26 protein-coding genes and 1 riboswitch are annotated in these 26,389 nt (G+C 68.8%); of the genes, 19 read left to right on the top strand and 7 right to left on the bottom strand.

What is annotated here, in order from left to right; genetic code table 11:
* The first annotated feature begins 82 nt into the window (after positions 1–82).
* The 8 genes from G333_RS0104020 (at position 83) to G333_RS0103985 (ending at position 6,684) form a co-directional block, all read left to right on the top strand.
* Entirely contained in the window at positions 83–1,015 is a 933-nt protein-coding gene (locus G333_RS0104020) for a sigma-54-dependent Fis family transcriptional regulator (protein WP_026289117.1), read from the top strand.
* 146 nt (positions 1,016–1,161) lie between these two features.
* Positions 1,162–1,404 carry a DUF3024 domain-containing protein gene (locus G333_RS14220; protein WP_019627727.1) on the top strand — a complete coding sequence of 81 codons (243 nt, stop codon included), beginning with the start codon at positions 1,162–1,164 and terminating at the stop codon, positions 1,402–1,404.
* A gap of 109 nt (positions 1,405–1,513) precedes the next feature.
* Positions 1,514–1,774, top strand: coding sequence for a hydrogenase maturation nickel metallochaperone HypA (locus G333_RS0104010; RefSeq protein WP_018950896.1), 261 nt, complete (start codon positions 1,514–1,516; stop codon positions 1,772–1,774).
* Positions 1,771–4,080, top strand: coding sequence for a carbamoyltransferase HypF (hypF, locus tag G333_RS0104005; protein ID WP_019627726.1), 2,310 nt, complete (start codon positions 1,771–1,773; stop codon positions 4,078–4,080). The genes G333_RS0104010 and hypF overlap by 4 nt, the downstream gene beginning before the upstream one ends.
* Positions 4,081–4,084: 4 nt before the next feature.
* Positions 4,085–4,339 (top strand): HypC/HybG/HupF family hydrogenase formation chaperone, encoded by a 255-nt coding sequence (locus tag G333_RS0104000; protein ID WP_018649597.1) that lies wholly within the window; start codon positions 4,085–4,087, stop codon positions 4,337–4,339.
* Complete coding sequence (hypD, locus tag G333_RS0103995) at positions 4,336–5,424, top strand: hydrogenase formation protein HypD (protein ID WP_019627725.1); 1,089 nt, start codon at positions 4,336–4,338, stop codon at positions 5,422–5,424. The genes G333_RS0104000 and hypD overlap by 4 nt, the downstream gene beginning before the upstream one ends.
* Positions 5,421–6,425 (top strand): hydrogenase expression/formation protein HypE, encoded by a 1,005-nt coding sequence (gene hypE / locus G333_RS0103990; RefSeq protein ID WP_019627724.1) that lies wholly within the window; start codon positions 5,421–5,423, stop codon positions 6,423–6,425. Before hypD ends, hypE begins: the two co-directional genes overlap by 4 nt.
* A gap of 52 nt (positions 6,426–6,477) precedes the next feature.
* The gene (locus G333_RS0103985; RefSeq protein ID WP_018168826.1) at positions 6,478–6,684 is read left to right on the top strand and encodes a hypothetical protein; all 207 of its coding nucleotides are present in this window, start codon (positions 6,478–6,480) and stop codon (positions 6,682–6,684) included.
* 2 nt (positions 6,685–6,686) lie between these two features.
* On the opposite strand, the gene G333_RS0103980 is transcribed toward G333_RS0103985, so the two are convergent.
* The gene (locus G333_RS0103980; protein ID WP_143592439.1) at positions 6,687–7,190 is read right to left on the bottom strand and encodes a GNAT family N-acetyltransferase; all 504 of its coding nucleotides are present in this window, start codon (positions 7,188–7,190) and stop codon (positions 6,687–6,689) included.
* Between the two features lie 170 nt (positions 7,191–7,360).
* Here G333_RS0103980 and G333_RS0103975 point away from each other — a divergent pair, with 170 nt between their 5' ends.
* The 3 genes from G333_RS0103975 to G333_RS0103965 all read left to right on the top strand — a co-directional run bounded on the left by G333_RS0103975 (position 7,361) and on the right by G333_RS0103965 (position 10,344).
* Positions 7,361–8,311, top strand: coding sequence for a PDC sensor domain-containing protein (locus tag G333_RS0103975; RefSeq protein WP_018168824.1), 951 nt, complete (start codon positions 7,361–7,363; stop codon positions 8,309–8,311).
* A 93-nt stretch (positions 8,312–8,404) separates the two neighbouring features.
* On the top strand, positions 8,405–9,241 hold the full coding sequence (locus G333_RS0103970; RefSeq protein ID WP_026340875.1) for a PP2C family serine/threonine-protein phosphatase: 837 nt from the start codon (positions 8,405–8,407) through the stop codon (positions 9,239–9,241).
* 47 nt (positions 9,242–9,288) lie between these two features.
* On the top strand, positions 9,289–10,344 hold the full coding sequence (locus tag G333_RS0103965) for a LysM domain-containing protein (protein ID WP_019627722.1): 1,056 nt from the start codon (positions 9,289–9,291) through the stop codon (positions 10,342–10,344).
* Here the strand turns inward: G333_RS0103965 and G333_RS0103960 are convergent.
* Both G333_RS0103960 and G333_RS0103955 read right to left on the bottom strand, forming a co-directional pair.
* Complete coding sequence (locus G333_RS0103960; RefSeq protein WP_019627721.1) at positions 10,341–12,062, bottom strand: serine/threonine-protein kinase; 1,722 nt, start codon at positions 12,060–12,062, stop codon at positions 10,341–10,343. The two genes, G333_RS0103965 and G333_RS0103960, sit on opposite strands and share 4 nt — an antisense overlap.
* A gap of 20 nt (positions 12,063–12,082) precedes the next feature.
* Positions 12,083–12,565 (bottom strand): FHA domain-containing protein, encoded by a 483-nt coding sequence (locus tag G333_RS0103955; protein WP_019627720.1) that lies wholly within the window; start codon positions 12,563–12,565, stop codon positions 12,083–12,085.
* 212 nt (positions 12,566–12,777) lie between these two features.
* On the opposite strand from G333_RS0103955, the gene G333_RS0103950 reads away from it, so the two are divergent.
* Positions 12,778–13,149 carry a DUF5362 family protein gene (locus G333_RS0103950; protein WP_018937494.1) on the top strand — a complete coding sequence of 124 codons (372 nt, stop codon included), beginning with the start codon at positions 12,778–12,780 and terminating at the stop codon, positions 13,147–13,149.
* A gap of 184 nt (positions 13,150–13,333) precedes the next feature.
* On the opposite strand, the gene thiC is transcribed toward G333_RS0103950, so the two are convergent.
* The gene (gene thiC, locus G333_RS0103945; RefSeq protein WP_018937495.1) at positions 13,334–15,223 is read right to left on the bottom strand and encodes a phosphomethylpyrimidine synthase ThiC; all 1,890 of its coding nucleotides are present in this window, start codon (positions 15,221–15,223) and stop codon (positions 13,334–13,336) included.
* Between the two features lie 81 nt (positions 15,224–15,304).
* A riboswitch (TPP riboswitch) is annotated at positions 15,305–15,402 on the bottom strand.
* A 101-nt stretch (positions 15,403–15,503) separates the two neighbouring features.
* On the opposite strand from thiC, the gene G333_RS0103940 reads away from it, so the two are divergent.
* Positions 15,504–16,184 carry a TIGR00153 family protein gene (locus tag G333_RS0103940; RefSeq protein WP_018144982.1) on the top strand — a complete coding sequence of 227 codons (681 nt, stop codon included), beginning with the start codon at positions 15,504–15,506 and terminating at the stop codon, positions 16,182–16,184.
* 34 nt (positions 16,185–16,218) lie between these two features.
* Positions 16,219–17,478 carry an inorganic phosphate transporter gene (locus G333_RS0103935; protein ID WP_018168816.1) on the top strand — a complete coding sequence of 420 codons (1,260 nt, stop codon included), beginning with the start codon at positions 16,219–16,221 and terminating at the stop codon, positions 17,476–17,478.
* Positions 17,479–17,530: 52 nt separating this feature from the next.
* Here the strand turns inward: G333_RS0103935 and G333_RS0103930 are convergent, their stop codons facing one another.
* The gene (locus G333_RS0103930; RefSeq protein WP_019627719.1) at positions 17,531–19,039 is read right to left on the bottom strand and encodes a YdiU family protein; all 1,509 of its coding nucleotides are present in this window, start codon (positions 19,037–19,039) and stop codon (positions 17,531–17,533) included.
* 144 nt (positions 19,040–19,183) lie between these two features.
* Between G333_RS0103930 and G333_RS0103925 the strand changes: the two genes are divergently transcribed.
* Positions 19,184–19,687: a hypothetical protein gene (locus tag G333_RS0103925; RefSeq protein WP_018649594.1), complete on the top strand. Its 504-nt coding sequence runs from the start codon at positions 19,184–19,186 to the stop codon at positions 19,685–19,687.
* A 64-nt stretch (positions 19,688–19,751) separates the two neighbouring features.
* Here the strand turns inward: G333_RS0103925 and argH are convergent, their stop codons facing one another.
* Entirely contained in the window at positions 19,752–21,200 is a 1,449-nt protein-coding gene (gene argH, locus G333_RS0103920) for an argininosuccinate lyase (RefSeq protein WP_018937497.1), read from the bottom strand.
* A gap of 114 nt (positions 21,201–21,314) precedes the next feature.
* Between argH and G333_RS0103915 the strand changes: the two genes are divergently transcribed.
* The 4 genes from G333_RS0103915 to G333_RS0103900 all read left to right on the top strand — a co-directional run bounded on the left by G333_RS0103915 (position 21,315) and on the right by G333_RS0103900 (position 24,948).
* Entirely contained in the window at positions 21,315–22,346 is a 1,032-nt protein-coding gene (locus G333_RS0103915) for a sensor histidine kinase (protein ID WP_018950883.1), read from the top strand.
* Positions 22,343–23,065 carry a LytTR family DNA-binding domain-containing protein gene (locus G333_RS0103910; protein WP_018937499.1) on the top strand — a complete coding sequence of 241 codons (723 nt, stop codon included), beginning with the start codon at positions 22,343–22,345 and terminating at the stop codon, positions 23,063–23,065. Before G333_RS0103915 ends, G333_RS0103910 begins: the two co-directional genes overlap by 4 nt.
* Positions 23,066–23,168: 103 nt before the next feature.
* Positions 23,169–24,113 carry a hydroxymethylbilane synthase gene (gene hemC, locus G333_RS0103905; RefSeq protein ID WP_019627718.1) on the top strand — a complete coding sequence of 315 codons (945 nt, stop codon included), beginning with the start codon at positions 23,169–23,171 and terminating at the stop codon, positions 24,111–24,113.
* Between the two features lie 4 nt (positions 24,114–24,117).
* Entirely contained in the window at positions 24,118–24,948 is an 831-nt protein-coding gene (locus G333_RS0103900) for a uroporphyrinogen-III synthase (protein ID WP_019627717.1), read from the top strand.
* 285 nt (positions 24,949–25,233) lie between these two features.
* Here the strand turns inward: G333_RS0103900 and G333_RS0103895 are convergent, their stop codons facing one another.
* On the bottom strand, positions 25,234–26,262 hold the full coding sequence (locus G333_RS0103895) for a CDP-6-deoxy-delta-3,4-glucoseen reductase (RefSeq protein WP_019563842.1): 1,029 nt from the start codon (positions 26,260–26,262) through the stop codon (positions 25,234–25,236).
* Positions 26,263–26,389 lie beyond the last annotated feature (127 nt).

Below are 26,389 nucleotides of genomic sequence, written 5' to 3'. Positions count from 1 at the left end.
CAGGAACTGCCGGCCACGGCGGCTGGCTGAATAGGTACGGACGGTGGGGATAGAAACCAGATCCGATCAGACGGGTGCTGAAATCATCGGCAATTCCCCGGAACTGCAGGCCGTGCTGCGCCAGGTCAGCATGGTGGCGGCCACCGATGCCACCGTGTTGGTGCTCGGCGAAAGTGGTACCGGCAAGGAGCGACTGGCGCGGCGCATTCATGCGCAGAGCCGACGCCCGGACGGGCCGCTGGTAACGTTGAACTGTGCGGCCCTGCCCGCAGAACTGGTCGAATCGGAGCTGTTCGGCCACCGGCGCGGGGCCTTTACCGGTGCCAACTCCCACCAGACCGGGCTGGTACAGCAAGCGGCTGGGGGCACGTTATTCCTCGACGAGATCGCCGAGCTGCCGGCTGGGGCGCAGGCCAAGCTGCTGCGGTTCCTAGAGGCCGGGGAATGCCAACCCCTGGGCGCGGGGACGACCGAACACGTGGACGTGCGCGTGATCGCCGCCACCCATCAGGACCTGCATGCGTGGGTCGGTGCCGGACAGTTTCGCGCTGATCTCTATTACCGCCTGCAGGTGGTGCCACTGGAGATGCCGCCGCTGCGCCTGCGCCAGGGCGATATCCCGCTGCTCACCGAGCACTTTCGCAACACGCTGGCCGCCCACCATGGACTGACGCCGCCGACCTTTGCGCCAGCGCTGCGCAGGTGGCTGGCCCAGTGGCCATGGCCGGGCAATGTCCGCGAGCTGAAGAACCTAGTGGAGCGCTGCGTGATCTTCATGCCGGGCCAGCAGGTGGCGCCGGGCGACATCCCGGACCACTGGATGCAGCTACCCCCGGGTCAGGCGGGCGGGCCGTGGATTATCCCTCCGGACGGCCTGAGTCTGGAACGGGTGGAGATGGAACTGATCCGCCAGGCACTGGAACAGACTCGCGGCAATCGCTCGCGCGCCGCGCGCCTGCTGGGCCTGACCCGCGACACCCTGCTGTACCGTATGAAGAAACACGCCATCAGCTAGGGAGACATGGACCGGTGTCCACGCCCACGTTGGTGCCCCGTTTGTTCCGAGACAATGTGTTTCCCTGGGTGACTTGATGTTCGGGAGTCATGGATGCCATTAAGTGAGTTCGAACGAAAGCGGATAGAAAAGCCGTCGACGCCTTCGTGGAACGCCGCAGGCCTCCCGCGCATCTCCGGGATCAGGTCGATCTTGCCTATCGCATCAAGGGTCAGAGCGTGCTGCTGTTCGAGCGGCGGCCGGCCTGGGACGACTCGGGGCGTACGCTGGAGATACCTATTGCCAAGACCACACTGGTCAAAAAATCGGGCGCCTGGAAGATCTTCTGGCTGCGATCGGATCTCGCCTGGCACCGCCATGATCCGAAACCGGACCTCGTCGCTGGATGAGGCCCTGAAGATCATCGGCGCGGACGACCACGCCTGCTTCTTCGGGTAGCACCACGGACGCCGGTGAGACCGGCAACCGGGACCACGACGAGTCCCCGGAGGAGGATGCATGCACGAGTTTTCGCTGATGGCCGATTTGATGCGCAAGATCGAGCAGGTGGCGGTCGACAACAACGCGGAGCGGGTCACCCGGGTGCGGGTATGGCTGGGCGCGCTGTCGCATATCACGCCGGAGCATTTCCGCGAGCACTTCGAGGACGGCACCCGCGGCACCGTCGCCGAGGGGGCCGAGCTGGAGGTGGAGACCTCGGACGACGAGACCCACCCCGAGGCCCAGCAGATCCTGCTGCGGAGCCTGGACGTGGCGTGAGCGCCGCCGCGACACGCGCCCCGTCGCCTGCGCGCTGGCACCTGGTGGTCACCGGCCGGGTTCAGGGCGTTGGCTTCCGGCCGTTTGTCGCGGAGCGGGCCCGGCGGCTCGGCATCACCGGCTCGGTGGGCAACACGCCGTCCGGCGTGGTCATCGAGGCCGAGGGACGAGAAGCGGCGCTGGTCGCGCTGCGGGCGGCCCTGGAGCAGGAGGCCCCGCCGGCCGCGCGGGTCGATGCGATCACCGTGACGGCATCTCGCCCCGTCGGCGATACCACCTTCCGCGTGGTTCAGGGCCCCGGGCAGGGCGGCGCGCCGGCCCTGGCACCGGACCGTGCACCCTGCCCCGACTGCCGCGCCGAGATCCGTGACCCCGCGGCGCGGCGCCACCGCTACCCGTTTACCGCCTGTACGGCCTGCGGGCCGCGCTGGAGTATAGCGACGGCCCTGCCCTGGGACCGTTCGCAGACCACCCTGGACGGATTCCCGCTGTGCGCGGCCTGCCGGGCGGAGTTCGAGGCCCCGGGGGACCGGCGCTTTCACGCGGAGGCCATGGCCTGCCCGGACTGCGGGCCGCAGGTAACGCTGCGCGGCCCGGACGGAAGCGAACACACCACCGGCGATGCGGCCCTGCACGCGGCAGTCAGCGCCCTGCGCGAGGGGCAGATCCTGGCGCTGAAGGGTCTGGGCGGGTTCCAGCTCCTGGTGGACGCGACCCGCCAGGATGCGGTGGCCCGCCTGCGCGCGCGCAAGCAGCGCCCGGAGAAGCCGCTGGCGGTCATGCTGCCGGATGGCGACTGGCTGGACCAAGTGGCACGTGCCACCGGCGCCGAACGTACGCTGCTGGATGCGCCGGAGGCACCGATCGTGCTGGTGGACCGCCGGCCCGGCGCCCCGCTGGCGGAGGGCGTGGCGCCGGGGTTCAACCGTCTGGGACTGATGCGGCCGGCGACGCCACTGCATCACCTGCTGCTGGAGGGCTTCGCCGGCCCGCTGGTCTGCACCTCGGGCAACCGCGGCGGCGAGCCCCTTTGTATCGACACCGCGGAGGCGGTGACCCGACTGGGCATGATCGCGGACGGGATCCTGGACCACGACCGGCCGATCGCGCGGGCACTGGACGATTCGGTGGTCCAGATCGCCGCGGGCCGGCCTCAATGCCTGCGCCTCGGCCGCGGGTATGCGCCGCTGCGAGTGCCCCTGCCAGACGCCGGGCCCGTCACCCTTGCACTGGGGGGCCACCTGAAGGCCGCCCCGGCCCTGGCCCTGGAGAACGAGATGGTCGTCGGCGCCCACGTCGGCGACCTGGACAGCGATGCGGCCCTGCACCGGCTGGCTGGCGAGGCCCGCGCACTGGGCGAGCTCTGTGGCGTGGACATCGCGCGCGTCGCCTGCGACCGGCATCCCGACTACGCCTCCACGTCGCTGGCCGGGGGCTGGGGGCCTCCGGTCGTCGCCGTACAGCACCATCACGCCCACGCGGCGGCCTGCCTGGCGGAGCACGGGGTACGCGAACCGGCCGTGGCGCTGGTCTGGGACGGCATGGGCCTCGGCGAGGACGGCACGCTGTGGGGCGGCGAATGCCTGGCAGTGGACGCCGACGGGGGCTTTCAACGGCGGGGTCATCTGCGGCCCTTCCGCCTGCCCGGGGCCGAGGCCGCGATCCGCGAACCCCGGCGCGCCCTGCTGGGCCTGCTGCATGCCCACTTCGACGGCGATCCGGCCGCGCTGGAGGCGAGCCCCGCGCGGGCCTTGTTTACCGCTGCGGAATGGCACCCGCTGCTCGCTGCACTGGAGCGAGGGATCCACGCCCCCTGGACGACCAGCGTCGGGCGGCTGTTCGACGCGGTCGCGGCGCTGGAAGGGCTGCGCACCGGTGCCGGCTTCGAGGGGCAGGCGGCCATGCTCGTGCAGCAGGCGGCGGAAGCCGCAGGGGGCGGGGTCGACGCCTCCGGCATTTCGCTGAGTACCGCCACAACACCGTGGCGGGCCGACTGGGGCCCGCTGGTCGCCGCCCTGCTGGCCGATCATGCCGGCGCGGCGACACCCGGACGCATGGCGGCCCGCCTGCACGGGGCGCTGGCCGGATTCGCGGTCGACGCCGCCCGGGCCGGGGGGCATGCAACCGTGGCGCTGACCGGCGGATGCTTCCAGAATCGGTGGTTGCTGCAACAATGCGTGGACGCGCTGCAGGCCGCCGGCTTCCGTGCGCTGTGGCCGCAACGCATCCCGCCCAATGACGGCGGGCTGGCGCTGGGCCAGGCGCTGATCGGGCGCCGGGCCGCAGTGCCCCCGAACGGAGACTGAGCCCATGTGCCTTGCCATCCCCGGTCGTATCGACAGCGTGGACGGTGTCGACCCGCTGTTCCGCCAGGCGCGCGTAGCCTTCGGTGGCGTCACGCGCATGGTCTCGCTGGCCTGCACCCCCGAGGCCGGGCCCGGCGACTACGTGCTGGTCCACGCCGGCATCGCGATCGCCACCCTCGACGAGGCCGCTGCCGAACGCACCCTGGCGGCCCTGCGCGAAATCCCCGCGCACGACCCGCCGGCCCCGGAGGGCCCGTGAAGCACCTGGACGAATACCGCGACCCGGCGCTGATCCTGCGTCAGGTGGAAGCGATCCGCGCCACCTGCACCCGGCGCTGGACGCTGATGGAGGTCTGCGGCGGCCAGACCCACGCGATCCTGCGCCATGGCCTGGATGAACTGCTGGCGGACGCCGTCGAGCTGATCCACGGGCCCGGCTGCCCGGTCTGCGTGACCCCGGCCGAGACCCTGGACCAGGCGGTACTGCTGACCCGCCACCCGGAGGTGATGCTTTGCACCTTCGGCGACATGCTGCGCGTGCCCGGGGCGCTGGGGGACCTGAACGCGGCGCGCGCGGCCGGGGGCGAGGTGCGCGTGATCTACTCGCCGCTGGATGCGGTGGCGCTGGCGCGCGAACACCCGGAGCGCGAGGTCGTGCTGCTGGCGGTGGGCTTCGAGACCACCGCCCCGGCCGCCGCAATCGCCGTGCTGCAGGCCGAGGCCCTGGGCCTGGCCAACGTGTCGCTGCTGGTCTCGCACTCGCTGGTACCGCCGGCGATGGAGGCCCTGCTGGCCGACCCGGACAACCGCATCCAGGGCTTCCTGGCCGCCGGCCATGTCTGCACGGTGGAGGGGGCGGCCGCCTATCACGCGATCGCCGAACGCTTCCGGGTCCCGATCGTGGTGACCGGCTTCGAGCCGGTGGACCTGCTGGCCGGGATCCACGCCTGCGTGGAGCAACTGGAACGCGGCGCGGCCCGGGTGGAGAACCGCTACGACCGGGCCGCGCCGGACGACGGCAACGCAGCCGCGCGCGCTGCGGTCTCTCGCGTCTTCGAGCCGGTCGAGCGCGAATGGCGTGGCATGGGACGCCTGCCCGCCAGCGGCCTCGGGCTGCGCCCGGAATACGCCCGGTTCGACGCCGTGGCCCGTTTCGGGCTCGTCCCACCCGAGGCGATCGGGGATGGCCCCTGCATCGCCGGCCAGGTGCTGCGCGGGCTGCGCCGCCCCACCGACTGCCCGGCCTTCGGCCGCGATTGCACGCCGGATACCCCGCTGGGCGCGCCCATGGTCTCCTCCGAGGGGGCCTGCGCGGCCTACCTGCACTATCGGGGCGAGGCATGACCACCGACGTCGTACGCCTCGCGCATGGCGGCGGGGGGCGGATGCAGGCGAAGCTGCTGGACGAGGTGATCCTGCCAGCGCTGGGCATCCCGGCCCTCGCCGCCCCCGATGCTGCCGTGCTCGACGCCCCGGGCGGGCGCCTGGCAATGACGACGGACAGCTTCGTGGTGCGGCCGCTGTTCTTCCCGGGTGGCGACATCGGCCGGCTCGCGGTGCACGGTACGATCAACGACTTGGCGATGGCCGGGGCGCGCCCCCTGTGGCTGACCCTGGGCCTGATCCTGGAGGAGGGGCTGCCGCTGGACGACCTGCGGCGCGTCCTCGCCTCGGTGCAGGCGGCCGCAGAGGAATGCGGCGTGCGGGTGGTCGCCGGCGACACCAAGGTGGTGGAGGCCGGGCGCGGCGACGGGGTCTACATCAGCACCAGCGGGGTGGGCGTCGTGCCCGAAGGAGTGCAGATCACGCCGGGCGCGATCCGGCCCGGTGATGTACTGCTCGCCAGTGGCGATCTTGGCCGCCATGGTGTCGCAATCCTCGCCGCCCGCGAAAACCTGGGCCTGGACCCGCCGATCCCCAGTGACAGCGCATCGGTCGCCGGGGCCGTGGCCGCACTAATGGCCGCCGGCGTGCCAGTCCGCGCGCTGCGCGACCCGACCCGCGGCGGTGCGATCGCCGCCCTGCAGGAGCTGGCCGATGCCTCCGCCTGCCGGCTGGTGCTGGAGGACGCCGCAATCCCCGTGCGCAACGACGTGCGCGGGGCCTGCGAGATCCTTGGTCTGGACCCGCTGCACTCCGCCTGCGAGGGCCGCTTCCTGGCCGCCGTTCCGGAACACGCGGCCGCTCAGGCCCTGAGGATTCTCCGGACCCGCGCGGAGACAGCCGGGGCCGTCGCCATCGGACGGGCGGAGGCGGGCGAACCGGCCGTCATCCGGCGCCTGGCGACCGGCGTGGAGCGCCGCGTCATCCTGCCGGCCGGCGAGCAACTGCCACGTATTTGCTGAAGCGGCCTGCGTGTCGCGCTATGGTGGGTCAGAACGACAGGAGGACCCCGAGATGAACTTGCGCACCCTCATGGGAACCGCTCTAGCATTGGCCACCACGCCCGTCCTGGCCCACCCCGGCCACGGACACGGGGACGCCTTCTCGCTGCTCCACTTCCTGAGTTCACCCGAGCATCTCTGGCCCCTCGGGCTGCTGATGCTGGCCATTGTCGGGGGCCTGTTCGGTGCCCGCTGGTGCCGCCACCGGGCGCGACGCTGACGTCAGCCGGCGACGGGCGAACCTTCCACCGCCCACCAGTAGCGCTGTTCGTAGTCACGGTCGCGATCGCGCACCGGTACCGGGACGAAACCCATCGCCGCGAAGAAGCTGGCCGCCGAGGCCTGGGCCTTGACCAGCACCCCGGCCACCCCGGCCTCGTGCGCGGCGCTCCGGCAGGCCTCGACCAGTTGCCGGCCCACACCCTGCCCGCGGGCGGCTCGCCCCACGTAGAGGCCATGCAGCAACAGCCCATCGGCGGCACCCTCCGGCAGCTCGCGGGTCTCCGCCGTCTCCCAGGCGGCGGCGCCGACCACCTCGCCCGCACGCTCCAGCACCGTCACCTCGAGGAACATCAGATCGGCCTCGGTATAGCGGTAGGCCGGCAGGGCGAGCCGGCGCACGCGCTCGGGCAAGGGCCAGTCCTCGACCGCCTCGGCCACCAGCCCATTGATAGCGTCGAGATCGCCGGGGCGGGCCGGGCGGAGGGATTCGGTAGATTTCGTCATGGGCATGTTCGCAGTATCGGGCACAGGCTGACTCGTCGTCGGCATGGTTCCTGCTCGGACCTGTTCGACGGGCCGAAGTGCCGGGACAAACGGCCCGCGCGGGCCGTCACGACAACGCCATCCCCGATCAGGGATAATCGTGGCGCACCGAAAGGAGACGACACCGCACCATGACGGAACTGAAAAAGGCGATCGAGCACCAGCGCGACTACCTCGAGGACAAACTGCATGAACCCCTGGCGGAGATCGCCAGCCGCTTGAGCGCGGCGTGGCCACGCCGCGAGGCGCTGGACTCGATCCTGGAGGAGGCGATCCGCCAGATCCCGGAGGCGACCTTCGTGTATGCGCTGAATACCGAGGGGGTCCAGCTTTCGGACAACATCTCGCGCACTGGCGTACTGCCGGAACACTTCGGGCGCGATCGCTCGCAGCGCCCGTACATGAAGGAGGCCGTGCCCGCGGACGGCTTCCTGCTGTCGGATGCCTACATCAGCCTGCTCGGACGCCGGCCATCCCTGACCTCATTGCAGCTGGTGCGCGACGACCAGGGCAATGCGCTGGGCTTTCTCGGCGCGGATTTCGACCTGCGCAACCTGCCCGACTTCTCCGAGGACCTGTACGAGGAACCCAGCGAGTGGCGCCAGATCAAGGGCGATCCGTCGATTCGCGGGACACTGTTCCTGCAGAGCCGCACCGAGAGCCTGATGGACCAGAACATGGACACCGCCCTGGCCATTCTGGAAGAACTGTTCACCGAGCGCGGCGTGTTCCAGGGCGTATTTCACTTCTCCAGTTCGCGCGCCACGCTGTGGACCACCGAGGACCCGTACCGCTACCGCATCCTGACCCACGAATCCCTGGGCGACCCGGACGTCTGCCTGGCGTTTCCGCACGAGCCATACCCCGCGGAGGCGCTGATCCCGAGGGAGGACGTCGGCCGCGTGCTGGAGGCGTTGCGCGCGCTGCGCTATGCCGACGAGACCGTGTACCTGCGTTCCGCCTCGATCAACCTGTTCAACGGCATGATCAGCCTGACCTTCTCGTGCGACGGCTCGCATTACATGACCTGGGACGACTTCCTCGGCCGCTCTATCCAGTTCTGGATCGGCGCCACCGGCTAGGGAGACACGGATCGATGCGCTTCTCCCCCCGGGGCTGTCGCGCGCCGATCAACTCGGTCATCATGGTCGCGGGATCAGCGGGGCCACACGCACATGGAAACCGGATACGCCAGGGAGATGGGTGGCCGCGCCGAGCAACAGGACGCGGTGACCGTGCTACAAAACGCGGACGGGCAGAGCGCCCTGCTGCTGGTCGCGGACGGAATGGGCGGCCACGAGGGCGGGGCACGCGCCTCGCACGCCGCGATCGCGACCGCCGAACGCCTGTGGACCCGCTACGCGGGGCAGGCCGCCGATGCCCGTGCCCTGCTCCACGCTCTCTTCCACGAGACCCATGCAGCCTTGCTGGAGGCCGGGGGTACCGATCCGTCACAACGCCCCGGCACCACGCTGGTGGCACTGTATGTGACCCCGAACTCCGCCTGCTGGGCCCATTGCGGCGACAGCCGGCTGTACCACTTCGAGGGCGACACCCTTCAGCGGCGCACGCGCGATCACACCCGGGTCCAGCAGCTGGTCGACGAGGGGGTAATAAGCGAGGCGCAAATGGCAACGCACCCGGAGCAGAACCGGCTATTGCGAGGCCTCGGCGTGGTCGACCCGATCGAGGTGGACTACGCCGAGGCCCCCGTCACCCGTCACACGCGCTTCTTGTTGTGCTCGGACGGCTTCTGGGAACAGATCGGACCGATCGAGATCGCGGAACTGCTGGACAGCCCGGACCTCGACTCGGCCACCGCGAGCGCCGCCGTCGAAGCGACGCGTCGCGGCGGACCCAAGGGTGACAACGTGGCCCTGGCAGCATGGCGGAGCGGGCCGCCGCGCAGGCGTTTCTGGCGCCGGCACCTGAAGGCGCGCATTGGGCCCACCCTGGGCCTTCTGGCGCTACTGGCTGCGGCCCTTGCGATCCTGCTGTGGCCGCTGGACTGATGCCGACCGTATACTCGCGGACTCGCCGAGCCGCACCAGTCCTTGCCATGATGCCAGCCCACACCACGCTGCTTCGCCTCGTCCTGCTCGCCGTACTGACAGCGTTCCTGTCCGGCTGTGCGCAGCTACAGGGCTTGTTCGACCCCGAGGCGGAGGCCACCGAGGACGTGGTCGCCGCGACCGACGAGGCCCCGTCCGACCCGCTCGCCCGTGAGGAGCAGGACGAGCGCCTCAAGATCGCCGAGATCGTGCAGCTCTTGCAGGGCGGCGAGATGGACCGGGCACGCTCGGCACTGGACCGGATCCTCGCAGATGATCCGGGCAACCCCGCCGCCCGCGGCCTGCGTGAACAGCTCTCCGGGGATCCGCAGGCGACCCTGGGCGAGGCCTATTTCGTTCACACGGTGGAGCCGGGCGACAGCCTGGGCGGGCTGGCGCGTGAGCACCTCGGCGATGCCACCCGCTTTGTGATCCTCGCACGCTACAACGACATCGAACGCCCGGACCGACTGCTCGTCGGGCAACGGCTGCGCATCCCGCGGGATGCAGCGGGGCCGCAACGTGGCGAGACCGATCTGGACGAACAGCTGATGGCTCTGGACCCCGACGCCGCGCCCGGCGTCAGCGAGGACGGTTTGCGCCGCGCAATCGAGGCCGACCTGGCAGCCGGGCGTTATGGCGCGGCGCTGGAGGTCGTGGAGCTGGCCCGCGAGCACCCCGAGGCGCAGAACGAATGGGCCAGCTGGCTGGACCCGCTGGCGCGCGACGCGACGATCGGCTACTGGCACCGGCGGGGCGTGGAGGCGCGCGCGGCAGGCGCGACCGAAGAGGCGCTGGAGGCCTTCGGCCGGGTGCTCGAACAGGACCCGCAACACGCGACCGCGCGCCAGCACCTTGACGAGCTGGAGCAACAGCGCAAGGAGGCCCTGCACGCGGAGGCCATCGTGCGCTACCGCAACCAGGACCTGGAGACCGCCATCGCATTGTGGGACGAGGCCCTGGCGATCGACCCCGGGTTCGAGGCGGCGCGCGGCTATCGCCTGCGAGCCCTGGAACTGCAGCGTCGGCTGGATGCCCTGGACCGCGAGAACGGCCGGAGTTAATCCGTAGCGGTACGTCTTGAGGTGGCTTCGATCGGCAACTCGTCGGATGCGAGCTCCTGGGTGCGGTCGCCGTCAGCAACCGGCCCGGCAGCGCTGCGCTCGGGCGTCCCGGCGACCCGGCGCTTCATGCGCGCCTCCAGCGAGTCGGCCATCGCGTTGTAGGCACTGAAGACCCGCTCGAAGTCGTCGTGTCGACGGGCACGGATCCGGGTATCGAGCCGCCCCTGACCGATCTGGTCCAGCGCCCCGCGCAGGCGGTCCAGCGGCGCCTGAAGACGCCGGGCGAGCACGTAGGCCCCCAGGAGCACCGCGAGGAGGGTGACCAGCGTGAGCATCAGCAAGGCCATGAAGGTGGCCTCGTTCGCCGCGCGCAGCGACCCCGTGGACAGCCCGACCTGGAGTTGCCCAAGGTGATGATCCTGGTAGCGAACCGGGGCCTCGAACATGAACAGCTCTGCGCCATCCCCCCCGGTGATGGACCACACGGCCTGGCCGTCGCGACGCTGAAGCAGGCGGTCCTCGGAAGGCGGCTCGTAGGGCTGGCCCAGGGCCTCCGGGTCGCTGCTGGCCACCACCTCGCCGCGGTGGTCCACGACGCTCAGCAGGGCAATCTCCCGGTTCGCCTGCATGTCGCGCAGGCGGCCCTGGACCGCGATGGTGTCCTCCAGCAACAGGTCCTCGGCGCTCTCCACCGAGATGATCTGCGCCAGCGTGGCCCCATAGTCAAACGCCAGATCGGTCATCACCTCGTTCTGCTTCTGATGTACCAGCGTACCGCCGACAACCAGGGTGACCGCCACCAGTGCCCCCATGACCGCGGCCCAGCGCAGACGCAGCGGGATGATCCGACGCCCGGCACCTGCCCGTTCGCGCTCGGCGCGTTGCTCGTCGATACGCTCGAGGTCCACCAGTAGCTCGCCGGCCGACTGGTAGCGCTCGTCCGGCTCCTTCGCCAGCAGGCGCAACACCAGCTCGATCAGTTCCTGCGGACAGTGGCGCACGATGACCCGCGGTGCGGGGACCGAATCCTTGACCACCCGGGTCAGCAGGGTCTCGACATCATGCCCGCGAAACGGGGTGGCCCCCGTCAGGAGCTCGTACAGCACCACGCCCACGGAATAGAGATCGGCACGAGCGTCGGTATCGCGGCCACGGACCTGCTCCGGCGCCATATAGTGCGGCGATCCTGCGATATAGCCGTCGTCGTCCTCGGCAAGCCAGTCGTCGTCGGCGCGCCAGTCGGGGTCCCTGAGGGTGCGGGCAATGCCGAAGTCCATCACCTTGATGTTCGCCGTGGCGCTGGTGACGATGATGTTCTCGGGCTTGATGTCGCGGTGCACGACGCCATGCCGGTGCGCATAGTCCAGGGCCTCCACCAGCTGGATGGCGATCTTCAGGACATTGCGCAGCAGCAGCGGGCGGAACTGTTCCGCGAACTCCGCGAGGGTGATGCCGTCCAGCAGCTCCATCGCGATGAACGGCTGCTGATCCGACTCGCCGACATCGAAGATGGTGACGATGCCCGGGTGGGTCAGGGTGCCGGCGGCGCGCGCCTCGGCCAGGAAGCGCCGGCGGTACTCGGGCCGTCGGGCGTAGTCCGGCTGCAGGCACTTGATCGCCAGCGGACGCCGGATATCCGGGTCATAGCCGCGATGGATGACAGCCATCGCACCGCGCCCGATCTCCTCGCCGACCCCGTAGCGACCGATCCGCTGCATGGGGGTGCCGGCCCCGGACCTCAGGCCGTCTCGAGCAGGATGCGCGCGACGACCGCCAGTACCAGGACCGCCACCGCGATGCCCAGCCAGCGCCAGCGTGACCGAGGCCCACGGCCAGGCCGGGCATTGGAACCGTCGTCGCGGCGGCGGAACACGAACTCGGCCCGCCCGAAACGGACGTGGTCGCCGTCCTTCAGCGCAGCCTCGTGCACCTTCTCGTCGTTCACCCAGGTGCCGTTGGTGGACAAGAGATTGACCACCCGGCATTCGCCGCCGTCGTTGACCAGCCAGGCATGCTGCGAGGAGACGCTGCCCTCCTGTAGAACGATGTCATTGGTCGCCTGACGGCCCACCGAGCGCTTGCCCGGTTTCAAGGTCAGGCGCTGCTGGCCGAAGGGCTCGGAGATCCCCACCAGCACCGGGTGGCCGCCGGGGGGCGCCCCCTCGCTGGCGGTGTCCGCGGCACTTTCCTGCTCGGGCAAGGCCTGTCCCTGAAACAGCATTGTCCCCTGCGGCCCGCTGCGGCCGGCATCCCTGCGTCGTCCCTGATCGCTCATACATCCCCCTGCTTCACGAGCCTTGCGTGGCCCTGTTTTTCGGGTTGGCACTTGCTCGAGTATGCACGGGCGGCGCGCACCAAAACAACGAATGCGTCACACCATGAAAGGGCCTGCTATGCTCCGGCCATCCGCCCATCACGACAAGGAGTCTGAACATGGAACAGGACACCACCAACGGGGCCGACCTCCGTGGACTGATCGAGCCGCTCGTTCGCGGAAAATTCTGGATGCAGTTGATCGGGGTGATGATGATCATCTCGGGCGTGCTGACCGCCCTGTCGATCATCGGCATCATCATTGCCTGGATCCCGATCTGGGCCGGCGTGGTGCTGATGCAGGCCGCCGGCGCCTCCCAGCGCGCCTACGAAAGTGCCGATCCGGAAGCGATCAAGTACGCCCTCGGCCGCCTGCGCATCTACTTCACCATCTTTGGCGTGCTGCTGCTGATCTACCTGATCCTGATGGTCCTGGGCATGCTCTTCGGCATCGGCGCCGGTCTGATGGGCGGCTTCGGCCACATGCAGTAGAGTGCCCCCCGGCCGCGTCATGGCGAGCCCCCGGAAGGGGGCGTGGCAGACGAACACGAACACACCCGACGGCCGCCGTTGGGGCCGCAAGCGGCCTACCGATAGCCAGGTCGGACGCAACGTCCGGTGGGGCCAGAGGCAGATTGCTTCGTCGCTGCGCTCCTCGCAATGACGAGGATGTCGCTCAGACCTCGCGGTAGATCTGTGCGCCCTTGTTGACGAACTCGACCGCCTTCTCCTGCATCCCCTTCTTCAGGGCCTCGTCTTCGGAGACGCCCTGGGCCGCGGCGTAGTCGCGCACGTCCTGGGTAATCTTCATGGAGCAGAAGTTGGGACCGCACATGGAGCAGAAGTGGGCGACCTTGTGCGCGTCCTTGGGCAGGGTCTCGTCGTGGAATTCGCGCGCGCGTTCCGGGTCCAGCGCCAGGTTGAACTGGTCCTCCCAGCGGAACTCGAAGCGCGCCTTGGACAGCGCGTTGTCCTGCAGCTGCGCGCCGGGAAAGCCCTTGGCGAGATCGGCCGCATGGGCCGCAATCTTGTAGGTGATAATGCCGTCGCGCACGTCCTGCTTGTTGGGCAGGCCCAGATGCTCCTTCGGCGTCACGTAGCAGAGCATCGCGGTGCCGTACCAGCCGATGTTGGCCGCGCCGATCCCGGAGGTGATGTGGTCGTAGGCCGGGGCGATATCGGTGACCAGCGGGCCGAGAGTGTAAAACGGCGCCTCGAAGCAGTCTTCCAGCTCCTTGTCGACGTTCTCCTTCACCTTCTGCAGCGGGACGTGGCCGGGGCCTTCGATCATCACCTGCACGTCGTGCGCCCAGGCCTTCTGCGTCAGCTCGCCCAGGGTCTCCAGCTCGCCGAACTGCGCGGCGTCGTTGGCGTCGGCCAGGCAGCCAGGGCGCAGCCCGTCACCGAGGGAGAACGAGACGTCGAACGCCTTCATGATCTCGCAGATCTCGTCGAAACGGGTGTAGAGGAAGTTCTCCTCGTGATGCGCCAGGCACCACTTGGCCATGATCGATCCACCGCGCGAGACGATGCCGGTCACCCGATCGGCGGTCAGCGGCACGTACTGCAACCGCACGCCGGCATGGATGGTGAAGTAGTCCACACCCTGTTCGGCCTGCTCGATCAGGGTGTCGCGGAACAGTTCCCAGGTCAGGTCCTCGGGCTTGCCGTCGACCTTCTCCAGCGCCTGGTAAATCGGCACGGTACCGATCGGCACCGGCGAGTTGCGCAGGATCCACTCGCGGGTCTCGTGGATGTTCTTGCCGGTGGACAGGTCCATCAGGGTGTCGCCGCCCCAGCGCGCGGACCATACGAGCTTCTCGACCTCCTCCTCGATCGAGGAGGAGACCGCGGAGTTGCCGATGTTGGTGTTCACCTTCACCCGGAAGTTGCGGCCGATGATCATCGGCTCCAGCTCCGGGTGGTTGATGTTGGCCGGAATGATCGCGCGGCCGCGGGCGATTTCGTCACGCACGAACTCGGGCGTGATCGCCTCGGGGATGGACGCCCCGAAGGACTCGCCGGCGTGCTGGCGCAGCAGCTTCTTGTAGCGCGGGTCGGCGCGCAGCTCCTGCAGGCGGTTGTTCTCGCGGATGGCGACGAACTCCATCTCCGGTGTGATGGTCCCCTGGCGGGCGTAGTGCATCTGCGAGACGTTCGCCCCGGCATGCGCGCGGCGCGGCGGGCGGATGTGCTCGAAGCGCAGGCTGGCCAGTTCCGGGTCGGCGGCGCGGGCGCGGCCGTATTCGGAGCTCGGGCCATCCTGCCATTCGGTGTCGCCGCGCTCGTCAATCCAGCCGCCGCGCAGATCCGTCAGGCCCTGGCGCAGATCGATGGTCGCGTCCGGATCCGTGTACGGGCCCGAGGTGTCGTAGACCGGGATCGGCGGGTTCTCTTCCGGGGTGCCGGAGGTCAGCGTGGGGCTTTGTGCGACCTGGCGGAACGGCACGCGGATATCCGGGCGCGAACCCTGCACGAAGACCTTCTCGGAATTGGGAAACGGGCGCGTGACGTCGGCGGAGACCTGGGCGGTCTTGCGGGCGAAGGACTCGGGAATGGCGCTCATACGGTGACCTCTGCGATGCGGATGTGGCAGCAGAGGGAACAGAACGGGCCGGACAGACTGCGAACGGGGCGCGCGCGGACTGGATCGAGCACCGAGCTTCCCTCCGCCAGCGTTAACTGGTTCAGGTTCAAGGGGACTCTCTCAGCTCGCATCGATCGCGGGCACCCCCAGCTCTGACGGATGAGTGTACCGCACAGAGGGCGGCGGCGGGACCAACAAGACAGCGCGCGCTCCGGTGTTTTGCGTTAGATTATCGCTTTGTGACAACCTTCGCGCCGCCATGTCCCCCAAGAACTTCGTCTTCGAGCTGTTTGGCCGTTCCCCGGTACGCCCGCTACAGGCGCACATGGAAAAGGTGCGCGCCTGCATCGCCGAGCTCCCGCCGTTCATGGAGGCCATGGCCCGCGACGACTGGGAGACCGCGCGGGTACAGCAGAAGAAGATTTCGAAGCTGGAACGCGAGGCGGACCGCCTGAAGAAGGACCTGCGCCTGCACCTGCCCAAGGGCATGATGCTGGCCATGTCGCGCCGCGACGTGCTCGACACCCTGCTGATCCAGGACCGCATCGCCAACATGGCGAAAGACATCGCCGGGCTGATGCTGGGCCGGCAGATGCAGTTCCCCGACAACATGGGCGAGCCGCTGAAGCGCTTCCTCGATCGCAGCGTGGATGCGGTCGACCAGGCCGGCCGGGCAATCAACGAGCTGGACGAACTGGTGGAGGCGGGCTTCCGCGGCCACGAGGTCGAGGTCGTCAACGGCATCCTCACTGAGCTGGACCAGATCGAGCACGAGTCCGACGAGGCCCAGCGCGAGGTGCGCGAGATCCTGTTCGCGCAGGAGGCCGAACTACCCCCGGTCAACGTGATGTTCATGTATCGCGTGATCGACTCCATCGGCGAGCTGGCCGACCTGGCCCAGCGTGTAGGCAGCCGCCTGCAGCTGATGCTCGCCAAGTAACCACCGGCACCCAGGCACAGGCACCGAGGACGGCATGGAATACAGCACCCTGTTGCTCGGCCTTGCAGTGATCTTCGGCCTGTTCATGGCCTGGGGCATCGGCGCCAACGACGTTGCCAATGCCATGGGCACCTCGGTGGGCTCACGCGCGCTGACGATTCGCCAGGCGGTGTTTGTAGCCGCGATCTTCGTGTTCTCCGGGGCCTGGCTGGCCGGCGGCGAGGTCACCCAGACCATTCGAAGCGGGATGGTCGACTCCAGCCTGATGGCCGACAACCCCGAATTGCTCGTTTACGGGATGCTGGCGGCCCTGGCAGCCGCCGGGACCTGGCTGATGGTCGCCTCCTATTTTGGCTGGCCGGTCTCCACGACCCACTCCATCATTGGCGCCATCGTCGGCTTTGCCGTGGTCGGCCTCGGCTTCGAGGTGGTTCGCTGGGAACGTGTCGGCACCATCGCGATGTCCTGGGTGGTCTCGCCGCTCGTCGGCGGGATGATCGCCTTTGCCCTGTTCCGCAGTGTGCAGATCCTGATCCTCGATACCGTCGATCCGCTGAAGAACGCCAAGCGCTGGGCGCCGCTCTATATCTTCCTCACGGCCTTTGTCACGGCACTGGTAACGATGTTCAAGGGCCTGACCCACGTCGGCCTGGACCTCACGCCCGTGCAGGCCTATGGCTTCGCGATCCTGATCAGCGCCATCGTGGTCGTGCTCGGGATGATGGCAATCCGGCGCCTGCGCTTTGACGATCCCACCGGCGTGGGCGAGGAAGGCTCCCATTTCGCCAATGTCGAGAAGGTGTTCGGCATCCAGATGGTGGTGACCGGGTGCGCGATGGCCTTTGCCCTGGGCTCCAACGACGTCGCCAATGCCGTCGGCCCGCTGGCTGCAGTCGTGGACGTGATCCAGACCGGCGATGTGAGCACCGAGACTGTCGTGCCCATGTGGGTGCTGCTGCTGGGTGGGGTCGGCATCGTGTTCGGCCTGTTCACCTACGGCCACAAGGTGATCGCGACCGTGGGCACCGGGATCACCCAGCTCACCCCCAGCCGCGGCTATGCCGCCACCGCCGCGGCGGCGGCCACCGTGGTCCTGGCCTCCGGCACCGGCCTGCCGATCTCCACTACCCATACCCTAGTGGGCGCGATCCTCGGCGTGGGCCTGGCACGCGGGATTGCCGCGATCAATCTGGGGCTGGTGCGGATGATCTTCCTATCCTGGATCGTGACCCTGCCGGCCGGCGCGATCCTCGCGGTGGTCTACTTCTACATCCTGCGCGGCATCCTCGGATAAGTTGGCCCCGGTCTCCGGACGTTCCAGTCCGGGGTCCGGCCTGCACGCCCTCTCAGGACGAACAGCTTAGCTGGATCCCGCTCGCCCACTCCGGCGGCAGGTCCGCATAGGCCTCGTATTCCGGCTGTTCAGCGAACGGACGCGCCAGGATCTGCTGCAGACGCAGCACCTCGGATGCATCCCCTGCCTCGGCTTGCTCGATCGCGGCCTGGGCCAGATGGTTGCGCAGGATGTACTTGGGATTGACGGCATTCATCGCCGCGCGCCGCTCTTCAGGGGGCAGCCCCTCCCTCGCCAGCCGCGCCTGATAGCGCGACCACCAAGCCTGCCATGCGGCCCCATCCTCCAGTTCCGATTCCAGTTGCGCCCGGATCTCCGCCTGCTCGAGATCCGGCAGCTGGCGGAAGAAGCGAGCGTAATCCACACCCTCGGCTGCCATGCGCGCGAGCAGATCCTGGATCAATGCCTCGTCGTCCTCCTGTTCCACCTGCAGCCCGAGCTTCGCGCGCATACGCGCCAACCAGGCCTGCCGGTACTGCGGCTGGAAGCCCTGCAGCAGCGCCTTGGCGTGCTCGATCGCCGCCTCGCGGGTGGCGTCGGCGAAATAAATCACCAGGGTCTCGGCCAGGCGGATCAGGTTCCACTGCGCGATCTGCGGCTGCTGGTCGAAGGCATAGCGCCCGCCCTGGTCGGTGTGGTTGCAGATGTAGCCGGGGTCGAAGGCATCCATGAACGCGAACGGGCCGTAGTCGATGGTCAGGCCGGCCAGGCTCATGTTGTCGGTGTTCATCACGCCGTGACAGAAGCCGATGGCCTGCCAGTCGGCGACCATCTCCGCGGTGCGGGCGATCACCGCCTCCAGCATCGCGGCGACGGGATCATCGGCCCCCTGGAGTTCCGGGTAGTCATGCGCCAGGGCGTAGTCGATCAGCTCCTGCAGGCGGGCGCTGTAGCCGTTGTAGTGGAAGTATTCGAAATGGCCGAAGCGCAGGAAGCTGGGCGCGGCGCGCAGCACGATGGCCGCCGGCTCGACGCGCTCGCGGTACACCGGCAGGCTGGAGCCAAACAACGCCACCGCGCGGGTAGTCGGCACGCCCAACGCGGCCATCGCCTCCGAGACCAGGTACTCGCGCACCGAGGAACGCATGACCGCACGACCGTCCGCGCCGCGCGAGAAGCGCGTCGGGCCGGCACCCTTGACCTGCAACTCCCAGGTCTCGCCCGTTGGCGTGCGAACCTCGCCCAGGAGCTTCGCGCGACCATCGCCCAGTTGCGGCACGAAGACGCCGAACTGGTGTCCCGCGTACACCGAGGCCCGCGGCTCGGCCCCCGCCAGCTCGCTACCGTGAGTGCAGGCCCCGAGCCACGGGTCGCGGCCCAGGGCCGCAGCCTCCAGGCCCAGACGCTCGCACATGGCCGGGCTGCTCGCCAGGCAGGTCGCATCCGGAAACGGGGCGGGCGCCGGGCTCTCGTGAAAGGCCTCCGGCAGCCGGGCAAAGTGGTTGATCCACTCCAGCTGGCTCTCGGATGCGGTGGCGTTGACGGGCTCGGGGACCGACATGGGGCATTCTCGGCAGGTTGCGGTGTCAGGGGTTATCATGCGCGTCGCATCGACCCGGGTTCAGGAACCCACGGCGGTCGCGCGTTCATTTTCCGGCCGGATGCCCCACGGCAAACGGCACCCTGCATTCCGGAGGCAAACCCCGTGTCCGAACAAGACAACCCCAAGCCGCAGAACCTGAAGACCAACGAACGCCTGGTCTGGCTCGGCTTCATGCTGTTTTTCGTGGTCGTGCTGGCGATCTACATCGCCCGCGGCAACGGGCTCGAACAGGATCTTTCGGAGGCCAACCGCGATCTGCTGCAGGCGCAGATGCAGCTGCAGCAATACACCCGCCACGAGATCCCGCGTCCGGTGGAACTGGGCCTGACCAATGCCCATCTCCAGGACCTGCAGCGTCGCGGCATGGTGCGCCCGAACGAGCGTCTCGCCGATGACCTGATGCAGCAGACCGGCCTGATCCCGCACGAGGCGCCGGAAGGCGACGCATACGCGTTCCGCCGCGACGGCATCCACGTCCTGAACCACCAGTGGGTCCTGGCGAACTTCGAGGGCGACTCGGCGCACGGCCAGCTACTGCTGGCCTACGAGGTCGTCCACGGCAACGTCCACTGGGAAGTGCTGGAGTCCACGCTGGACCGGATCTGAAGGCGGGCCAGGCGGCACACAGACGCGCCCCGCCCCCGGGAACCGGAGTGCGGGGTGAACTAACTCAGCGGTCGGCGCGGGCCAGCGCGGCCAGGTGCTCGCGGGCGGCCGCAGCCTGGCGGCGCACCTGTTCCGGGGCGGTCCCCCCCGTGAGGTTACGCGCGGCGGCCGAGCCCTCGGGCGTCAGCACCGTGAACACGTCCTCGCCCACCGCCGGGCTGATCGCCTGCAGGTCCGCCAGCGGCAGCTCCGCCAGGTCCACCCCGCGCTCCTGCGCAATACGCACCGCGCGCCCGACGACCTCGTGGGCATCGCGAAAGGCCACACCGCGCCCGACCAGGTAGTCGGCCAGATCGGTCGCCGTGGCGAAGCCCTTGCGGGTTGCCGCCAGGGTGTTCTCCCGCCGCACCTCAAGGTTCGGCACCATGTCGCCGAACGCACGCAGCGAGCCCAGCAGGGTGTCGACGGTGTCGAACAGCGGTTCCTTGTCTTCCTGATTATCCTTGTTGTACGCCAGCGGCTGGCTCTTCATCAGGGTCAGCAGCGACATCAGGTGGCCGTAGACCCGGCCGGTCTTGCCCCGCACCAGTTCGGGTACGTCCGGGTTCTTCTTTTGCGGCATGATCGAGGAGCCGGTGCAGTAGCGATCCGGCAGCTCGATGAAGGCGAACTGGGCGCTGGTCCACAGCACCAGCTCCTCGGCCTGACGCGACAGGTGCATCATCAGGGTCGCGGCGGCTGCGGTGAATTCGATGGCGAAATCACGATCGGAGACCGCGTCCAGGGAGTTGCGGGTGACACTGTCGAAACCCAGCAGTTCGGCGGTGTATTCACGATCCAGCGGATACGGCGTACCAGCCAGCGCGGCTGCGCCCAGCGGCAGGATGTTCACCCGGCGCCGCGTATCACGCAGACGCTCGGCATCGCGCTCCAGCATCTCGTACCAGGCCAGCATGTGATGGCCGAAGGTGACCGGCTGGGCGGTCTGCAGGTGGGTAAAGCCGGGCATCACGGTATCCGCCTCACGCTCGGCCAGGGCCACCAGGCCATCCTGATAGCCGCGGATCAGGCGCAGGACATCGTCGATGGCCGCGCGCAGCCACAGGCGGATGTCGGTCGCGATCTGGTCGTTGCGCGAACGCCCGGTGTGCAGCTTCTTGCCGACGTCGCCGATGCGCTCGATCAGCCGCGCCTCGATGTTCATGTGCACGTCCTCGCGCCCGACCTGCCAGTCGAACTCGCCGGCGGCAATCTCATCGCGGATCGCGTCCAGCCCCGCGAGGATCTCCCCGGCCTCGGCCTCTGTCAGCACCCCGACCTTGGCCAGCATGCGCGCATGCGCCTGCGAGCCCTGGATGTCCTCGCGGTACAGGCGGCGGTCGAAATCCACCGACGCGGTGAAGCGCTCGACGAAGGCATCGGTCGGCTCGGAAAAGCGCCCGCCCCACAGCTTGGCCTCACCGGAGGCGGCAGGCGTGGCGGCTGGCTTGTCGTGCGGGGAATCCTGCGTCATGGTGCATCCTGAAGCGGGTGGGGAAAGACACGGAAGTATACGGGCACAGCCGGGGAGTGAACATGGCGCGGTCCTGCGCCCGTTTGTGCACGGCAACAGGGGAGAGTGTTACGCATGGCCCAGGGGGAAACCACCAGGGACACCACCGGGGAGCTCTCGCCGCTGCCCGATTTCTGCAGTGCGGAGACGTTGCTGCGCGTGCTCATGGTGGCCGTGCTGCTGGCACTGGCCGTAGCCCTGTTGCGCGGCGGCGGCCAGGACTGGCTGTCGGCCCTGGCGCTGCACGCGCTGTTCATCTTCTGGGTGGCGCTGACCAGCCTGTTGATCCTGTGCGGGCTCAAGAGATCGCTGCACCGACTGCCGCTGACCGCGCAGATCGTGCTGCCGCCCCTGGTTCCCATCGCCAACACCGCCATCGTCTATCGCCTCGCGGAGGAACTGGTGCTGGCCGACCCGGCGCTGCGCTGGCCGGTGATCGGCGTCGCCACCATCCTCAGCCTGATGGCCATGCACTACCTGTACCTGCAGGCGGCCTGGCAACGCGAAACCCGGGCCGTGGCAGCGGCCCGGGAACAGGCCATGCGCGCCCGCCTGCGCCCGCATTTTCTCTACAACAGCATGAACACCATCGCCGGGCTGTGTCGCAGTGATCCTGCGCGTGCGGAACAGGTCACCCTGGATCTGGCGGATCTGTTCCGTGCGACCTTCGCCACCGGGGATCGCCACTCGCTGCGCGAGGAGCTGGACCTGGTCCGCGCGTTCCTCGAGATCGAACAGACCCGTTTCGGCGAACGCCTGGTACTCGACTGGGACTGCCCCGACCATCCGGGCCTGGATCTCGATGTGCCCACGCTGATCCTGCAACCGCTGGCGGAGAACGCGATCCAGCACGGGATCGCACCCGCACGCGGCGCAGGGCGCATATGGGTGCGCTGCCGCATGGATTCCGGACGGGTCACGGTGACCATCGGCAACACCGTGGATCCACACGCACGCGGCGAGGGGACCGGCACCGCCACCGATGCGGTACGCCTGCGGCTGCAGCACGCCTTCGGCGGGCAGGTACACTTCGAGGCCGAGGCCGAGGTCGAGCGGTTCGAGGTCCGGATCCGTTTGCCGCTCGCGAACCGGGGGGAAACCACATGAACACCGCTCGACTGGAGTTATTGATTGCCGACGACGAGCCGATTGCCCGTCAACGGCTGACCGCGCTCGCGCAGGAGTTGGGGCATCGGGTGGTGGCGCAAGCTGCGCATGCCGGCGAGGTCGAGATGCAATTGCAGGACCACGCGCCGGATGCCCTGCTGCTGGATATCGACATGCCCGGGGAAACCGGGCTGGAACTCGCGCGGCGTCTGCATGCAGAAGATCCCGCGCTGACGGTGATCCTGGTCACCGCCCACGACCGCTTTCCGCTGGAGGCATTCGAGGCCGGGGTGCGCGACTACGTGCTGAAGCCGGTGCGCCGCGAACGGCTGGAACAGGCGTTGCAGCGTGCAGTGCAGCAAAAACAGGACCGGCCCGAGACCTTCCCGAACGAGGTCCACATCACCGTTGGCCGGCGCGAGGAACGCGTACCGCTGGAACAGGTGGACATCTTCATCGCGGAGGGCGGTTACGTCATGGCGCGTTCGGCACGCCTGGCCGGCTTCGTCGACGCCCGCCTGCGCGAACTGGAGGGCCGGTACGGCCCCGCCCTATTGCGGGTGCACCGCGGCTGCCTGGCGGTGAAGGCCTCGATCAAGGGCGTCGAAAGCCTCGGCCAGACCGACCACCGCCTGCTGTTCCACGACGACCTGGACCCGATCCCCATCAGCCGCCGCCAGCTGCCCCGAGTGCGCGATTACCTGCGCAACGGGACCTGAGAGGGCCGCACACCCCTGCGGGATTCGGGGCGCGAAGCATTCGCCGTTATACTAGTCCGTTTGAACGCCCGGCCGCTCGCGCCGTGGCTCGCCCGGACAATCCATGAAGCCTGTACGCATCGCCACCCGAAAGAGCCCGCTTGCCATGTGGCAGGCCGAACACGTCGCCGCCCGTCTGCGCGCCCGTGATCCGGAACGCCCGGTTGAACTGGTGGGCATGACCACCCAGGGCGACCGTGTCCTGGACTCCCCGCTGGCGCGGATCGGCGGCAAGGGCCTGTTCGTGAAGGAGCTGGAGATCGCGCTGCTGGAGGACCGCGCCGACATCGCGGTGCACTCGGTGAAGGACGTGCCGATGGAGCTGCCCGAGCAGCTCGAACTGCCGGTGATCCTCGACCGCGAGGACCCGCTGGACGCGTTCGTGTCCAACCAGTACGCACATGTCGACGAGCTGCCGCAGGGGGCCCGGGTTGGCTCCTCCAGCCTGCGCCGGCAGTGCCAGCTGCGCGCGCGGCGACCGGACCTGGAGGTCCGTGACCTGCGCGGCAACGTGAATACCCGCTTGGGCAAGCTGGATGCCGGCGAATACGACGCCATCCTGCTCGCCGCAGCCGGGCTCAAGCGCCTCGGGTTCCATGAGCGGATTCGCAGCTGCCTGGAGCCGGACGTCAGCCTGCCGGCGGTTGGTCAGGGTGCCATCGCCATCGAGTGTCGCGCCGGCGATACCGCCATCGGCGCGCTGATCGCACCATTGAACGATGCGGATACCACCGACCGCGTGCGCGCCGAGCGGGCCTTCAACCGTCGCCTGGAAGGCGGCTGTCAGGTCCCACTGGCTGCCCATGCGACGCTGGTCGGGGATCAGCTGCACCTGGACGGCCTGGTCGGCGCGGTGGATGGCAGTCGCCTGTTGCGCCGCCAGGTCGAGGGGCCGCGCAGCGACGCCCAGGCCCTCGGGATCCGCCTGGCGGACATGCTGCTGGAACTCGGGGCAGGCGAACTGCTCGCGGCCGCACATCGGGAACACGGCCAGGACACGAAGGGGTAGACGCATGACCGCATCCGCAGACGACAACACGGTGGTCGACGAGGCCTGCGGCCCGCTGGCCGGCCTTGGCATCCTGGTCACCCGCCCGGCCGCCCAGGCGGAGCCGTTCTGTACCGCCTTGACGGCCGAGGGCGCGAGCGTGATCCGCTTTCCCGTGCTGGAGATCCTGGCCCCCAGTGATCCCACCAACCTGCGCGAGGTGCTGGACCGGCTGGCGGACTTCGATATCGCCGTGTTCATCAGCCCGAACGCCGTCCAGCGCGTGCTCAATCTGGCCCTGGCGGAACGCACATGGCCCGCGAGCACGAAGATCGCGGCGATCGGCAACCGCACGGCGCAGGAATTGAAGGGCTTCGGGCGCCCGGCGGACATCCTGCCGCCGCGACGCTTCGACAGCGAGGCCCTGCTGGCGCAGGAGGCGATGCAGGAGGTGGCCGGCAAGCGCGTGGTGATCTTCCGCGGCGATGGCGGCCGCGAATTGCTGGGCGACACCCTGAAGGCCCGCGGCGCCGAGGTGACCTTTGCCGAGGCCTACCGCCGCGGGCGCCCCGAGGGCGATACCGGCGAGCTGATGTACGCCTTCTCGCGCGGGCAGATCGGCGTGATCACCATCACCAGTGGCGAGGGGCTGCGCAACCTGTACGAGATGGTCGGCAAGCTGGGGCGCATGTGGCTGCGCAAGACCCCGCTGGTGGTCGGCAGCGAACGCATCGCGGAGATCGCGCAGGAGCTGGGCTTCAAGGCCGCCGTCGAGACCGCCGAGGACCCGACCGACGCGGCCATGCTGGCGGCAGTCCATCAACTCGCGGAACGCCTGCGCGCCGATGGGGCTTAGGTTTTTTCTGGCACGAAGAAGGGCGGTTACACCACAAGTGTTGGCCCGTCGTCCCCGTGCGGGGCTGTGGTGAGCAGACCCATCGGGCATCGAGGTCGGGGATCAGCGGTTCGCAGAGGGACTGATGCGATTCGCTGCGCTCATCCGCATCCTACCGTCCTTATGACGCCATCCCCGGTTTTCTCCGTGACCTCAGTCTCCTCTGTGGTTCAACCGATTGTGACCTTGCCTTTCTTCGTGTCTTCGCGCCCTTCGTGGTGAATAAGCGACGCGGGCGCCGCGGTGTTACTCGGCCGGGGTGGCCGGTTCGAAGCTGTCGTAGTACAGCTGCTCCGGCGGCAGACCGGCCGCCTGGAAGGCCTCGCGCGCGGCGTGGATCATCGCCGGTGGCCCGGCCATGTAGACATCAAAGCCGGACAGGTCCGGGTACTCCGACAGCACCGCATCTTGAGGCCAGCCGCTGACGGCGGCAAAGCCGGCGGCGGTCTCGGCCGGGGCATCCGACAGCACCGGCGTGAAACGGAACGGTCCGGCGTGCTCGGCGGCCATCTGCTGCAGCCAGTCCGGGGCATAGATGCCATCGGCGCCGCGGGCGCCCCAGAACAGGTGGTGCGGTCGATCCAGTCCTTCGGCGGCCAGATGGTCCAGCATGCCTTTCAACGGACCAAAACCGGTGCCCCCACCAACGAACAGGCGCGGGCGCGGGGATTCCTCGTCGACGAAAAAGCTGCCCAGCGGCCCCTCGATACGCAGCAGCGCCTTGGGCTTGAGCTCCTCGAACACCATGGTGGAGAAACGCCCGCCCGGCATGTGCCGGACATGCAGGGACAGCTGCGCGTCATCGTGCGGGGCGTTGGCCAGGGAATAGCTGCGGCGCTCGCCCCCCTTGAGCAGGATGTCCAGGTACTGCCCTGCGAGGAACTGGAGGCGTTCGGCGGCCGGGAGCTGCAGACGCAGCTCCATCACGTCGTCGGCCAGGCGGTTCAGGGCCGCCACGCGACACGGCAGGGTCTTGACCACGATGTCCCTGGCCGCGCCGATCTCTTTCACCTCGATCTCGAGGTCGTCCACCGGGACCGCCTGGCAGAACAAGGCCATGCCGTCGGCCAGTTCCGCCTCGCTGATGCCTGGTGGCTTGTTCGGCCCGTGATCAACCTCGCCCTGCAGCACCCGCCCCTTGCAGGAGCCACAGGCGCCATTGCGGCAGCCGTAAGGAAAGGCGAAGCCCTGGCGCAGGCCGGCCTCGAGGACGGTCTCGTCGTCTTCGACCTCGAATACATGGCCACTGGGCTGAATGGTGACATCGAACGCCATCGGAAACCCTCGGTCGCGGAAAGGCCGTTATTCTCGCCGCTGCCGCCCCGAACGCAAGCAACCGCAGTCCGGCCGGGTCGTCGGCGTAGGGGTTCCCTCGCGCGGACGGGTTCGGCAGAATCGGGAC

The sequence above is a fragment of the Thioalkalivibrio sp. AKL10 genome (assembly GCF_000381845.1).
GTDB lineage: Bacteria > Pseudomonadota > Gammaproteobacteria > Ectothiorhodospirales > Ectothiorhodospiraceae > Thioalkalivibrio > Thioalkalivibrio versutus.
The sequence above is the reverse complement of the archived record's forward strand: the minus strand, read 5'-3'. Positions and strand labels throughout refer to the sequence as shown.